Source organism: [Empedobacter] haloabium, assembly GCA_008011715.2.
Taxonomy (GTDB): Bacteria; Pseudomonadota; Gammaproteobacteria; order Burkholderiales; family Burkholderiaceae_D; genus Rugamonas; species Rugamonas haloabia.
The window spans coordinates 4,862,786-4,876,864 of record CP136508.1 but is presented as its reverse complement, the minus strand read 5'-3'; the positions used below and the strand labels follow the sequence as shown (position 1 = coordinate 4,876,864).

The 14,079-nt window shown below is 64.6% G+C and carries 11 protein-coding genes; 4 read left to right on the top strand and 7 right to left on the bottom strand.

From position 1 onward, the window contains the following. Positions 1 to 61: 61 nt before the first annotated feature. Entirely contained in the window at positions 62 to 1,924 is a 1,863-nt protein-coding gene (gene ilvD / locus E7V67_021380; protein WUR12230.1) for a dihydroxy-acid dehydratase, read from the top strand. A 153-nt stretch (positions 1,925 to 2,077) separates the two neighbouring features. Here ilvD and E7V67_021375 read toward each other — a convergent pair whose 3' ends face one another. Next, positions 2,078 to 2,308, bottom strand: coding sequence for a TIGR04438 family Trp-rich protein (locus E7V67_021375; GenBank protein WUR12229.1), 231 nt, complete (start codon positions 2,306 to 2,308; stop codon positions 2,078 to 2,080). 163 nt (positions 2,309 to 2,471) lie between these two features. On the opposite strand from E7V67_021375, the gene E7V67_021370 reads away from it, so the two are divergent. After that, positions 2,472 to 2,783, top strand: coding sequence for a c-type cytochrome (locus E7V67_021370; protein WUR12228.1), 312 nt, complete (start codon positions 2,472 to 2,474; stop codon positions 2,781 to 2,783). Between the two features lie 72 nt (positions 2,784 to 2,855). On the opposite strand, the gene E7V67_021365 is transcribed toward E7V67_021370, so the two are convergent. The 6 genes from E7V67_021365 to folD form a co-directional block, all read right to left on the bottom strand. Beyond that, on the bottom strand, positions 2,856 to 3,992 hold the full coding sequence (locus tag E7V67_021365; protein ID WUR12227.1) for a branched-chain amino acid ABC transporter substrate-binding protein: 1,137 nt from the start codon (positions 3,990 to 3,992) through the stop codon (positions 2,856 to 2,858). Positions 3,993 to 4,101: 109 nt separating this feature from the next. After that, on the bottom strand, positions 4,102 to 5,238 hold the full coding sequence (locus tag E7V67_021360) for a branched-chain amino acid ABC transporter substrate-binding protein (GenBank protein ID WUR12226.1): 1,137 nt from the start codon (positions 5,236 to 5,238) through the stop codon (positions 4,102 to 4,104). A 155-nt stretch (positions 5,239 to 5,393) separates the two neighbouring features. Beyond that, the gene (locus E7V67_021355) at positions 5,394 to 5,753 is read right to left on the bottom strand and encodes a hypothetical protein (GenBank protein ID WUR12225.1); all 360 of its coding nucleotides are present in this window, start codon (positions 5,751 to 5,753) and stop codon (positions 5,394 to 5,396) included. Continuing rightward, a complete protein-coding gene (locus E7V67_021350) occupies positions 5,750 to 6,175 on the bottom strand; it encodes a DNA polymerase III subunit chi (protein WUR12224.1) in 426 nt (141 codons plus the stop codon). Before E7V67_021350 ends, E7V67_021355 begins: the two co-directional genes overlap by 4 nt. A 133-nt stretch (positions 6,176 to 6,308) precedes the next feature. After that, positions 6,309 to 8,384 carry a M3 family metallopeptidase gene (locus E7V67_021345; GenBank protein WUR12223.1) on the bottom strand — a complete coding sequence of 692 codons (2,076 nt, stop codon included), beginning with the start codon at positions 8,382 to 8,384 and terminating at the stop codon, positions 6,309 to 6,311. 23 nt (positions 8,385 to 8,407) lie between these two features. Beyond that, positions 8,408 to 9,250: a bifunctional methylenetetrahydrofolate dehydrogenase/methenyltetrahydrofolate cyclohydrolase FolD gene (gene folD, locus E7V67_021340; protein ID WUR12222.1), complete on the bottom strand. Its 843-nt coding sequence runs from the start codon at positions 9,248 to 9,250 to the stop codon at positions 8,408 to 8,410. Between the two features lie 387 nt (positions 9,251 to 9,637). Here folD and aceE point away from each other — a divergent pair, with 387 nt between their 5' ends. Continuing rightward, positions 9,638 to 12,334: a pyruvate dehydrogenase (acetyl-transferring), homodimeric type gene (gene aceE, locus E7V67_021335; GenBank protein ID WUR12221.1), complete on the top strand. Its 2,697-nt coding sequence runs from the start codon at positions 9,638 to 9,640 to the stop codon at positions 12,332 to 12,334. A gap of 21 nt (positions 12,335 to 12,355) precedes the next feature. Continuing rightward, positions 12,356 to 14,068, top strand: coding sequence for a dihydrolipoyllysine-residue acetyltransferase (gene aceF / locus E7V67_021330; GenBank protein WUR12220.1), 1,713 nt, complete (start codon positions 12,356 to 12,358; stop codon positions 14,066 to 14,068). Positions 14,069 to 14,079: the final 11 nt, after the last annotated feature.

The window sequence follows — 14,079 nt, the reverse complement described above, 5'->3', positions numbered from 1 at the left end:
TGGGGGAAAGCGCACTCTGTTTGCCTTATTCGCCGCGATCGGCCGTTCTGAGGAGACACCCATGCCCACTTACCGTTCCCGTACCACCACCCAGGGCCGCAACATGGCCGGAGCACGCGCCCTGTGGCGCGCCACGGGCATGAAGGACGGCGACTTCGAGAAGCCGATCATCGCCGTCGTCAATTCGTTCACGCAATTCGTGCCGGGCCACGTGCACCTGAAAGACCTGGGCCAGCTGGTGGCGCGCGAGATCGAGGCCGCTGGCGGCGTCGCCAAGGAGTTCAACACCATCGCCGTCGACGACGGCATCGCGATGGGCCATGGCGGCATGCTGTACTCGCTGCCGTCGCGCGACCTGATCGCCGACTCGGTCGAGTACATGGTCAATGCCCACTGCGCGGACGCAATGGTGTGCATCTCCAACTGCGACAAGATCACGCCGGGCATGCTGATGGCCGCGATGCGGCTGAACATCCCGGTGGTGTTCGTGTCGGGCGGGCCGATGGAGGCGGGCAAGGTCGTCAAGGTCGTCAACAACGACAGGAAGATCATCAAGCTGGACCTGGTGGACGCGATGATCCAGGCCGGCGACGCGCGCATCTCGGATGCGGACGTCGCGGAAGTCGAACGTTCGGCCTGCCCCACCTGCGGCTCGTGCTCCGGCATGTTCACGGCCAACTCGATGAACTGCCTCACGGAGGCGCTGGGCCTGTCGCTGCCGGGGAACGGCACGATTGTCGCCACGCACGCCGACCGCAAGGAGCTGTTCCTGCGCGCCGGCCGCCTGATCGTCGACCTGGCCAAGCGCCATTACGAGCAGGACGACTACTCGATCCTGCCGCGTTCCATCGCCAGCAAGGCCGCATTCGAGAACGCCATGGCGCTGGACGTGTCGATGGGCGGTTCGACCAACACGGTGCTGCACCTGCTGGCGGCCGCGCATGAAGCGGAAGTGCATTTCACGATGGCCGACATCGACCGTATTTCGCGCAATGTGCCTTGCCTGTGCAAGGTCGCGCCGATGACGGACAAGTACCACATCGAGGACGTGCACCGCGCCGGCGGCATCATCTCGATCCTGGGCGAACTGGCGCGCGCGGGCCTGCTGGACACGTCGCTGCCGACGGTGCACAGCAAGAGCATCGCCGAGGCAATCGAGAAATACGACATCCGCCGCAGCGACGACCCGGCCGTGCACCAGCTGTTCCGCGCCGCCCCGGGCGGCGTGCCGACCCAGGTGGCGTTCTCGCAGTCGGAGCGCTATGACGAGAACGACCTGGATCGCAGCGTCGGCTGCATCCGTGACCGCGCCCACGCCTACTCGCAGGATGGTGGCCTCGCCGTCCTGTACGGGAACATCGCGGAGAAGGGCTGCATCGTCAAGACGGCCGGCGTGGACGAGAGCATCCTGAAGTTCACGGGCCGCGCGCGCGTGTTCGAAAGCCAGGACGACGCGGTGGCCGGCATCCTCGGCGACACCGTGCACGAAGGCGACGTCGTCATCATCCGCTACGAAGGCCCGAAGGGCGGTCCTGGCATGCAGGAGATGCTGTACCCGACCTCGTACATCAAGTCGAAAGGCCTGGGCAAGGCCTGCGCGCTGTTCACGGACGGGCGCTTCTCGGGCGGCTCGTCCGGCCTGGTGATCGGCCACGCCTCGCCGGAGGCGGCCGAGGGTGGCGCGATCGGCCTGGTGGAAGAGGGCGACACGATCGAGATCGACATCCCGAACCGCACGATCAACCTGCGCATCACGGCCGAGGAGCTGGCGCACCGTCGCGCGGCGATGGAGGAGCGTGGTGCCGATGCATGGAAGCCCGTCAACCGCGAGCGCTACGTCTCGCAGGCGCTGCAAGCCTACGCCGCGCTGACCACGTCCGCCGACCGCGGCGCGGTACGCGACCTGTCGCAGCTGAAGCGCTGATCGTCCGCCCAAGCAAAACGGCCCAACGGCCGAGCTTGTGTCCCACCGCGGTGTCAGTCACCAAAACGGGACACGAGCTCGTCAGCTTAGAAGGCTGAGCCCGTGTCTCACTCTGGTGACTGACCCCGCGGTGGGACACGGGCTCGGCCGTTGTTATTTCTTCTTGCCGATGCCGAAGTCTTTCTTCACGCGCTCCTTGCGCCGCTGCTCGTCCTCGTTGTGCGCCTTGCGCTTGTCCAGGCCCAGCAGCGGTTCGATGAATTCGAACCAGACAAACGCAAATACCATCAAGCCGGCAATCCACCACCACGAGACGTCGGCGAAACGCCAGACCTCGAACCAGCGCAGGATGCACAGTGCAACGATGACAAGAATGATGGGCATGGCGGACTCCTTTGCGGCCATCTTACGGAATTCTAGCTTTACATGCAGTAACATTTTACCCGTCAACCCGCATGAAACCGTGGCCGTTGTAGGATCAGCTGCTCGCGGTTGCTCTGGTGTACAGAAAGAGTAGAATCACCGGCAGATTACTTTGGAGAAATCGATGAAACGTTCCATGATGATTGCAACGGTGCTGGCTTCGGCGTTCGTGTCGCAGGCGGCAATGGCGAATGCCGACCTGGCCAAGGCGAAGAACTGCATGGCCTGCCACGCAGTCGCGAACAAGCTGGTCGGCCCGGCCTACAAGGACGTGGCGGCGAAATACGCCGGCCAGAAGGATGCCGAGAACAAGCTGGTGGCGAAGGTGATGAAGGGCGGCTCCGGCGTGTGGGGCGCGATTCCGATGCCCGCCAACCCGCAGGTCAGCGATGCCGAGGCGCGGACGCTGGTGAAATGGATCCTGGCCCAGAAATGAGACAGGCCGTGGTGACCGGCATCCGATGCCCGTCACCACCTGAACGAGCCGGGCGATGCCCGGCTTTTTTGTTTACTTGACCACTTCGATCAGGGTGCGCTTGCCGCCCTTGAACGTGTACAAGGTCAGCGCGCCGTCGCGGATGTCGCCGAAGGCGTCGAACGAGACGTCGCCCGTGATGCCGGCATACTTCACCTTGGCCAGGTAGGGCAGGTATTTCTTCGGATCGGCCGATTTCGCGTCCGCCATCGCCTGCGCCATCGTCATCACGGCGTCGTACGCATATGGCGCGTAGATCTGCAGGCTTTCGTTGTAGCGCTTCTTGTAGCGTGCCGCGAACTCCTCCATCTTCTTCTGCTGGCCCGGCGTCACGCCGCCCGCTTCCGCGCAGACGATCGATTCGTCGCCGGCGGTCGGACCGGCCAGGCGTGGCATCGCTTCCGTGCAGATGCCGTCGCCGCCCATCAGCTTGGCCTTGATGCCCAGCGCCTTCATCTGGCGCAGCAGCGGGCCGCCGACCGAGTCCATGCCGCCGAAGAAGACCAGGTCCGGATTCTTCGAGCGGATATTGGTCAGGATGGCGTTGAAATCCGTCGCCTTGTCGTTGGTGAACTCGCGCGCGACGATCTGCACACCGCCCGCCTTGCGCGCGCCCTTGCCGAATTCGTCGGCCACGCCCTGGCCGTAGGCCGTGCGGTCGTCGATCACGGCGATCTTCTTCGCGCCCAGCTTCTGCACCGCGTACTGGCCCAGGGTGGCGCCCAGCTTGTTGTCGTTGGCGACCAGGCGGAACGTCGTGTTGAACTTCTGGTGCGTGTAGACCGGGCTGGTGGCCGATGCCGAGATCTGCGGGATGCCCGCGTTGAAGTAGATGCGCGAGGCGGGGATCGACGTGCCGGAGGTCTGGTGCCCGATCACGCCATTGACCTTGGAATCGGCCAGCTTCTGCGCGGCCGACGTGGCCTGCTTCGGATCGGCCGCGTCATCTTCCGCCAGCAGCTCGAACTTGACGGGTTTGCCGTCGATCTTGAAGCCTTTCGCGTTCAGGTCCTCGATGGCCAGGCGCGTGCCGTTTTGCGTATCCTTGCCCAGGTGGGCGGACTGGCCCGACATCGGGCCGACGTAGCCGATCTTGACGACTTCCTGCGCGTGCGCGCCGCCGGCAATCGCGGCAACGAGTGCGGCCAGGGGAATCAGCTTGGTTTGCATATGCGTTTTACTCCATTCGGTATGCGGCCACCGCATAAGGTGCCGCAGAAAAAACAAGGGCCGTCCTCACCGGACGGCCCGCTCGCGTTTGTCTCCCGCGTTGTTATCCTTACTTGACGACTTCCATCTTCGTCTTCTTGCCGCCCTGGTAGGTGAACAGGGTCAGCGCGCCGTCGCGGATGTCGCCGAATTCATCGAACGTGATCAGGCCCGTCACGCCCTGGTACTTCACTTTCGCCAGGAACGGCAGGTACTTCTTCGGATCGGCCGAACCTGCATCCTGCATCGCCTGCGCCATCGTCATCACGGAGTCATACACGTATGGCGCGTACAGCTGCACTTCCTGGTTGTACTGCTTCTTGTAGCGGGCGCGGAAGTCGTCCATGTTCTTCTGCAGTTCCGGCGGCACGCCACCGGCTTCGGCACAGGTGACGACACCGTCCGCCGCCGCGGTACCCGCCAGGCGCGGCAGCGCATCCGTGCAGACGCCATCGCCGCCCATGAACTTCGCGTTGATGCCCAGCGCCTTCATCTGGCGCAGCAGCGGGCCACCCACGGCGTCCATGCCGCCGAAGAAGACCAGGTCCGGGTTCTTCGCCTTGATGCTGGTGAGGATCGCGTTGAAGTCGGTCGCCTTGTCGTTGGTGAACTGCTTGTCGACGATCTGCACGCCCGGTCCCTTGGCGCCTTTGATGAACTCCGTCGCGACACCCTGGCCGTAGGCCGTGCGGTCGTCGATGACGGCGATCTTCTTGGCGCCCAGCTTCGTCACGGCGTACTTGCCCAGCGTGCCACCGAGCTTGTTGTCGTTGGCGACGATGCGGAAGGCCGTGTTGAACTTCTGCTTGGTATACGTGGGGATCGTCGAGGCCGGCGAAATCTGCGGAATGCCGGCATTATAGTAGATGCGCGACGCCGGCACCGTGGTGCCCGAATTCAGGTGGCCGATCACGCCGTTGACCTTGGCATCCACCAGCTTCTGCGCCACCGTCGTGCCCTGCTTGGGGTCGGCGCCGTCGTCTTCCAGCACCAGCACGAACTTGACGGGCTTGCCGCCGATCTTGATGCCCTTGGCGTTCAGGTCGGCGATGGCCATGTTGGCGCCGTTCTCGTTGTCCTTGCCGAGGTGTGCCTGCGCGCCCGAGACGGGGCCCACGTGGCCGATCTTGATCACTTCCTGGGCGGATGCCGTGCCGGCGAAAGCGGCCATCACGGCGGCTGCAACAACGACGTACTTCGTTTGCATGTCTCGTTCTCCAATGATTTAGGGTCGGCGGCGCCTCGTGAACGCCGTTTCATAGCGAGAAGGTACAGCAAAATTTTCAATTGGCAAAGACGCAGCTTGCGCTTTTTTCACTTGCGCACAAGTAGAGGGCAGGGCGCACCGCGTGGGGGCGCCGTTCAGCCCTTTTTTGCCTGCAAATGGACGATTTCCTGCTGTACCGCGCGCGCGACGATCTTGCCGATGGTTTCGTGCAGGCCGTGGCGGATTTCCGTCGTCAAGTCGTGCAGCGCATGGGTCAGCACCTCGGCCATGCTGTCCTTGATGCGCTGCTCCAACACGAAGTCGACGCGCGAGGTCAACTGCTGCAGGATCTTCTCGTTCAGGCGGCGCTCCAGCTGTTCCCACTCGGCGGCACCGAGGCCGCCCGTGTCGGGCAGTGGCGCCGGCGCGGGAGCGGCCGCGGGCAGGGTGGCGGGCGTGCTGACGACTTCCGTCAGCACGGGAATGCTGGCATCGAACGGAGCGGCCTGGTTCATGATTTTCCTATGCTGAGGTGAGTGGGCTGGTAATCCTGCCGTTTGTAGGCGACGAAGCGCAAGCGGCCGGCGGCGGCGTCGGTTTCGTCGAGCGACACGACCTCGATCAGGCGCGGGAAGCTTTCGAACTGCGCCGGCGCGCGCCGCGCCAGGTTCACCAACAGGTCGGCCTGGGGCAGTTCCTGTTCATCGCTGTGCGTCAGCACGATCGGCGTATCCGGCGCCAGCGGATCGTCCACCGCCACGTGCGGCAGGAAGTCGGGGCCGGAAAACGTCCACAGCGCCGTGTCCAGCGCCGCCTGCTGGGCCGCGTCCTCCGTCATCACGACGATGCGGTTGCGCGCGCCGTAGGCCTTGCGGATCAGGCGGCAGGCATAGGCGATCTTGTCGGGCACATTGGTGTGGAAATCGATACGGGTCATGGCGCTATTCTAGATTCCTTCCCCCGCCGTGAGTTGATTGACGGCAGTAATTTTCCAAATGCAACACTCGGCTGACACAAAAACGGCGCCATGCCGGCCGTGGACCGGGATGGCGCCGTCCTTGGGGTGGCCGTCAGGCCGCCATGCCGCTGTGGCGCAGCAGGGCGTCGATCGACGGCTCGCGGCCGCGGAAGGCCGTGAACGATTCCAGCGCCGGGCGCGAGCCGCCCACCGACAGGATCTCGCGCAGGAACTTCTCGCCCGTTCGCACCGGCAGCTTGCCGCCGTCCAGCGCGGCCGCCTCCTCGAACGCCGCGTAGGCGTCGGCGGACAGCACCTCGGCCCACTTGTAGCTGTAGTAGCCGGCCGCGTAGCCGCCGGCGAAGATGTGGCCGAACGAGTTCTGGAAGCGGTTGAACGACGGCGGGATGATGACGGCGAACTTGCGCCGCACCTCGTCGATCACGTCCTGCACGGATTTGCCGCTGGCAGGGTCGTAGTCGTAATGCAGATGCATGTCCAGCAGCGAGAACTCGACCTGGCGCAAGGTCTGCAGGCCGGACTGGAAGTTCTTCGCCGCCAGCATCTTGTCGTACAGCGCGCGCGGCAGCGGCTGGCCGGTCTGCACGTGCGCCGTCATGTCCGACAGCACGTCCCACTCCCAGCAGAAGTTTTCCATGAACTGCGACGGCAGCTCCACCGCGTCCCACTCGACGCCCGAGATACCGGACACGCCCAGCTCCTCGACGGTCGTCAGCATGTGATGCAGGCCATGGCCGAATTCATGGAACAGCGTGATCACTTCGTCGTGCGTGAACAGCGAAGGCTGCGCCTTGCCGTTGACGACGGCCGGCTCGGTGAAATTGCAGGTCAGGTAGGCCACCGGCGTCTGCAGCCGGCCTGCTTCGACGCGGCGGCTGCGCGCATCGTCCATCCATGCGCCGCTGTTCTTGCCGGGGCGGGCGTACAGGTCCAGGTAGAACTGGCCCACCAGCTGGCCATCGCGCTCGATGCGGAAGAAGCGCACGTCCTGGTGCCAGACCGGCGCCTCGTCCGGCGTGATCGTCACGGAGAACAGGTTCTGCACCAGCTTGAACAGGCCGTCGATCACCTTGTGCTCGGGGAAGTACTGCTTCACTTCGTGCGCCGAGAACGAATAGCGGTGCTGCTGCAGTTTCTCCGAGGCGTACGGCAGGTCCCATGCCTCCAGCTGGTCCAGTCCCAGGCGGTCGCGCGCGAACTGGGTCAGCTCCTGCAGGTCCTTCTCCGCATACGGGCGGGCACGGCGCGCCAGGTCTTCCAGGAACTCGATCACGTGCTCCGGGCTTTGCGCCATCTTCGGCACCAGCGAGACCTCGGCGAAATTCTTGTAGCCCAGGAGCTGGGCCTCTTCCGCGCGCAGCTTCAAGAGCGTGACGATGTTGGCGCCGTTGTCCCATTTTTCGCGCTCGCTGAACACCTCGCCCAGCTCGGAAGCCTTGGTGGCATTGGCGCGGTAGACCTTCTCGCGCAGCGCGCGGTTGTCGGCGAACTGCAGGATCGGGTAGCACGACGGGAAGTGCAGCGTGAACTGCCAGCCCTGTTTGCCGTTCTTCTCGGCCAGCGTCCTGGCCGCGTGCTTGACGTCCTCCGGCAGGCCGGCCAGCTCGGACTCGTTCTCGACCAGCATGGACCAGTCGTTGGTGGCGTCCAGCACGTTTTCCGAGAAGCGCGTGGACACGGCCGCGTGCTGTTCCTGGATCTCGGCGAAACGTTCCTTCTGCGCCGGCGGCAGCTCGGCGCCGCCCATGCGGAAGTCGCGGATCGCGTTCTCGACGATGCGCTTCCTGGCCGGCGACAGCGTGGCGAATTCCGGGCTGTCCTTCAGGGCCTTGTATTTGGCGAACAGCGCCTCGTTCTGCGACAGCTCGGTCCAGAACTCCGTCACCTTCGGCAGGTTCTCGTTGTAGACGGCGCGCAGCTCGGGCGTGTCGACCACGTTGTTCAGGTGGCTGACGATCCCCCAGGCGCGGCCCAGCTGCTCGGTCGCGTCCTCCAGCGGCGTGACGAAGCTCTGCCACGTCACCTGGTCGGCCGGCGCCTCCAGCTGCGTTACCACGGCGCGATTCCTGGCCAGCAGCTCGTCGATGGCTGGCGTCACGTGTTCGGGCCTGAATGCGTCGAAACGGGGCAGGCCGCTAAAGTCCAGCAGGGGATTGTCAGTCGTCATAGTTTATCCAGTAGTTGGTCGAATCAACGCTCCGCCGATTCGATGGTATTCATCAGCAACATCGTGATCGTCATCGGACCGACACCGCCAGGCACCGGCGTAATGTGCGCGGCCACTTCGCGGATGGCGGCAAAATCCACGTCACCACACAGCTTGCCATTATCGTCGCGATTCATGCCCACATCGATCACGATTGCACCCGGCTTCACCATGTCGGCCGTCAGCGTGTTGCGGCGGCCCACCGCCGCCACGATCACGTCGGCCTGGCGCGTGTACAGGCCCAGATCCGGCGTCGCACTATGACAGATGGTGACGGTGGCATTGGCTTGCAAGAGCAGCAGCGCCATCGGCTTGCCCACGGTGTTGCTGCGACCGATCACGACGGCGTGCTTGCCGCGCAGGTCGATGCCGGTCGTTTCGATCAGCTTCATGCAGCCGTACGGCGTGCAGGGACGGAAACCGTCCAGGCCCGTCATCAGTTCGCCGGCCGACAGCACGGAGTAGCCGTCGACGTCCTTCGAGGTGCTGATCGCCTCGATCACCTTGTGCGGGTTGATGTGCTTGGGCAGCGGCATCTGCACCAGGATACCGTGGATGGCCGGATCGGCGTTCAGCGCCGCGATGCGCTCGAGCAGGGCCGCTTCCGTCAGGTCGGCGTCGTATTTTTCCAGCACCGAGTGGATGCCCACGTCGCCGCACGCCTTGACCTTGTTGCGCACATAGACCTGGCTGGCCGGGTCCTCGCCCACCAGGATCACGGCCAGGCCGGGCTGCTTGCCGCGGGCGGTCAATGCGGCGGCGCGGGAAGCGATTTCGGCGCGCAGTTGTTGGGAGAGGGCGATTCCGTCGATCAGTTGTGCTGGCATGGTGGTGAGCTGAGGTGGGATGAAAGACCGACATTATAAAACGGCGGCGGTTGGCGGTCAGTGGCGGCGCGCCAGGAAGGTTAGAACCACCCAACGGCAAGGAGCCGGGGTCAGACCCCACGGGGGTCTGACCCCAGGGGTGCGCTTGGGGGTGCCGCCCAAACCCAGCATTTATGCGGCACCGCACCATTTCACCATAGCGAAATCCCACAATATGAAAAGTCATTGCGCATTTTGAAAACGCCCGAAATGATTGTAGAATTCCTACACTTCGCCAAAGTCTTGGTAAATAATCTTTCGACTTAGCTAATTCTGATCAAGCACCCCATGCGTCCGCACGATCGCCGCGATCGGCCCGGGCTCACTCAAACTTAGGAGACTAGATACATGTCAGCTCAACTTGACCAGGTCACGGCCCAAACCGCCAACGATCCGGACGCACAGGAAACCAAGGAATGGCTGGAGGCGCTCGAAGCCGTCCTGGAAAACGAGGGACCGGAGCGGGCGCATTACCTGATGGAGCGCATGGTCGACCTGGCGCGCCGCCGCGGCGCGCTGATCCCGTTCTCCGCCAACACCGCCTACGTCAACACGATTCCCGCCCACGTGGGCGCGCACTGCCCGGGCAACCTGGAATATGAGGAGCGCCTGCGCTCCTGGATGCGCTGGAACGCCATGGCCATGGTCGTTAAGGCCAACCGCGCCGATGGCGACCTGGGTGGCCACCTGTCCTCGTTCGCTTCGCTGGCGAACATGCTGGGCATCGGCTTCAACCACTTCTGGCGCGCACCTTCCGAAGAACACGGCGGCGACCTGCTGTACCTGCAGGGCCACTCGTCGCCCGGCATCTACGCGCGCGCCTTCCTGGAAGGCCGCCTGACCGAAGAGCAGCTGCTGAACTTCCGCCGCGAAGTGGACGGCAAGGGCCTGTCGTCGTACCCCCACCCGAAACTGATGCCGGACTTCTGGCAGTTCCCGACCGTGTCGATGGGCCTGGGCCCGCTGATGGCGATCTACCAGGCGCGTTTCCTGAAGTACCTGCACGCGCGCGGCATCGCCAACACCGACGGCCGCAAGGTGTGGGCCTTCTGCGGCGACGGCGAGATGGACGAGCCGGAATCGATGGGCGCGATCGGTATGGCCGCGCGCGAGCAGCTGGACAACCTCGTCATCGTCGTCAACTGCAACCTGCAGCGCCTGGACGGTCCGGTGCGCGGCAACGGCAAGATCATCCAGGAACTGGAAGCGGACTTCCGCGGCGCCGGCTGGAACGTGGTGAAAGTCATCTGGGGTCCGGGCTGGGACGAGCTGCTGGCCAAGGACAAGGACGGCATCCTGCAGCGCGTGATGATGGAAACCGTGGACGGCGAATACCAGAACTACAAGGCCAAGGACGGCGCCTACGTGCGCAAGCACTTCTTCGGCAAGCATCCGAAGCTCCTGGAAATGGTCGCCAACATGAGCGACGACGACATCTGGCGCCTGACCCGCGGCGGCCATGACCCGCACAAGATCTACGCTGCGTTCAAGGTGGCGCAGGAAGCCCAGGGCCGCCCGACCGTGCTGCTGGTGAAGACCGTCAAGGGCTTCGGCATGGGCAAGTCCGGCGAGGCGCGCAACACGGCGCACCAGACCAAGAAGCTGGACGACGAGGCGATCCGCGAGATGCGCGACCGCTTCAACATCCCGATCCCGGACGACAAGCTGGCCGAGATCCCATTCTTCAAGCCATCCGACGACGCGCCGGAAATCAAGTACCTGCACGAGCGCCGCAAGGCCCTGGGCGGCTACCTGCCGCAGCGCCGCATGAAGGCCGACGAGACCCTGGTGGTGCCGCCGCTGGAAGCGTTCAAGGCGGTGCTGGAGCCGACCGCGGAAGGCCGCGAGATCTCGACCACGCAATCCTTCGTGCGCATCATCACCGCGCTGCTGCGCGACCAGAGCCTGGGCCAGCGCATCGTGCCGATCCTGGTCGACGAATCGCGTACCTTCGGCATGGAAGGCCTGTTCCGCCAGATCGGCATCTTCAACCAGCAAGGCCAGTTGTACGAGCCGGTCGATAAAGACCAGGTCATGTACTACCGCGAGGACAAGGCCGGCCAGATCCTGCAGGAAGGTATCAACGAGGCGGGCGGCATGAGCTCGTGGATCGCCGCGGCGACGTCGTACTCGACGAATAACCGTGTGATGATCCCGTTCTTCACGTACTACTCGATGTTCGGCATGCAGCGTATCGGCGACCTGGCCTGGGCCGCCGGCGACATGCGCGCCCGTGGCTTCATGATGGGCGGTACCGCCGGCCGCACCACGCTGAACGGCGAAGGCCTGCAGCACGAGGACGGCCACAGCCACCTGTTCGCCGCCGCGATCCCGAACTGCGTGCCGTACGACCCGACCTTCGGCCACGAGCTGGCGGTCATCATTCATGACGGCCTGCGCCGCATGGTGACGGAACAGGAAGACGTGTTCTACTACATCACCATCATGAACGAGAACTACGCGCATCCGGGCCTGAAAGCCGGCCAGGAAGAGGGCATCCTGAAGGGCATGTACCTGCTGCAGGAAGGTTCCAAGGACGCGAAACAACGCGTGCAGCTGATCGGCTCCGGCACCATCCTGCGCGAGTCCATTTTCGCCGCCGAGCTGCTGGAGAAGGACTGGGGCATCGCCGCCGACATCTGGTCCGCGCCGTCGCTGACCCTGGTCGCCCGCGAAGGCCAGGATGCCGAGCGCTGGAACCTGGTCAACCCGACCAAGGAACAGCGCGTGCCGTACGTGACCGGCCTGCTGCAGAACACGCAAGGTCCGATCGTCGCGACGACCGACTACATGCGCCTGTTCGCCGAGCAGATCCGCCCATACATGCCGAAAGGCCGCTCGTACAAGGTGCTGGGCACGGACGGCTTCGGCCGCTCGGACAGCCGCGCCAAGCTGCGCGAGTTCTTCGAGGTGAACCGCTACTACATCACGGTGGCGGCACTGCGCTCGCTGGCCGACGAAGGCAAGATCGACCTGGCCGTGGTCGAACAGGCCGTGGCGAAGTATGGCCTGAACCCGAACAAGCCCAATCCGGTGACCCAATAACGAGAATACGGAGCAAACGCTATGAGCATTGTGGAAGTCAAAGTCCCGGATATCGGTGATTTCAAGGAAGTCGAAGTCATCGAGCTGATGGTCAAGGTGGGCGACACGATCAAGGTCGATCAGTCGCTGGTCACCGTGGAATCGGACAAGGCGTCGATGGAGATTCCGTCGTCGCAGGCTGGCGTCATCAAGGAAATCAAGGTCAAGGTCGGCGACAAGGTTGCCGAGGGTTCGCTGCTGTTGATGGTGGAGGCCGACGGTGCCGCCGCCGCGCCGGCGCCAGCCGCTGCCCCGGCGGCCGCTGCTCCGGCAGCCGCTGCTCCGGCACCTGCGGCCGCTGCGCCGGCGCCTGCCGCACCGGCCGCTGCGCCGGCGCCTGCCGCACCGGCCGCTGCGCCGGCCGCGTCCAGCGGTCCGGTGGACGTGAAGGTGCCGGACATCGGCGACTTCAAGGAAGTCGAAGTCATCGAAGTGATGGTCAAGGTGGGCGACACCATCAAGAAGGACCAGTCACTGATCACCGTGGAATCGGACAAGGCATCGATGGAGATCCCTTCGTCGCATGACGGCGTGGTCAAGGAAATCAAGATCAAGGTCGGCGACAAGGTCGCCGAGGGTTCGCTGGTGCTGGTGGTCGAATCGAGCGGCGGTTCTGCTGCTCCCGCTGCCGCTCCCGCGGCTGCTCCAGCCGCCGCGCCGGCACCCGCGGCCGCCGCACCGGCTCCGGCGCCTGCCGCTGCTGCCCCGGCCCCGGCATCTGCCGCGGCCGCGCCGGCCGCCCAGGGCGTGTCCGGCAAGCTGGCGCACGCATCGCCGTCGGTCCGCAAGTTCGCCCGCGAACTGGGCGTGGACGTCGGCCGCGTGCCGGGCTCCGGCCCGAAAGGCCGCATCACCCAGCAGGACGTGCAGAACTTCGTCAAGGGCGTGATGGCCGGCACCACCGCCGCGCCAAACGCGCCGACGGCCGCGCCGGCCGGTGGTGGCGCGGGCCTGAACCTGCTGCCATGGCCGTCGCTGGACTTCTCCAAGTTCGGCGAGACGGAGCTGCAGCCGCTGCCGCGCATCAAGAAGATCTCCGGCCCGAACCTGCACCGCAACTGGGTCATGATCCCGCACGTGACGCAGTTCGAGGATGCCGACATCACGGACCTGGAAGCGTTCCGCGTCGAATCGAACGCCGCCAACGCGAAGAACAAGGACGCCACCAAGCTGACGATGCTGGCCTTCGTCATCAAGGCTTCCGTCGCGGCGCTGAAGAAGTACCCGTCGTTCAACTCGTCGCTGGACGAGAAGGGCGAGAACCTGATCCTGAAGAAGTATTACAACATCGGCTTCGCGGCCGACACGCCGAACGGCCTGGTGGTCCCCGTCATCAAGAACGCGGACCAGAAGAGCGTGACGCAGATCGCCAAGGAGATGACGGACCTGTCGCTGCAGGCGCGCGAAGGCAAGCTGAAACCGACCGACATGCAGGGCGCAACCTTCACGATCTCGTCGCTGGGCGGCATCGGCGGCACGCACTTCACGCCGATCGTCAATGCGCCGGAAGTGGCCATCCTGGGCCTGTCCAAGGCCCAGATGAAGCCGGTCTGGGACGGCAAGCAGTTCGCGCCGCGCCTGATGATGACGCTGTCGCTGTCGTACGACCACCGCGTGGTGGACGGTGCCTCCGGTGCCCGCTTCGCCGTGTACCTGGCCGAAGTGCTGGCCGATATGCGCAAGATCCTGCTGTAAGGAGACCGAAT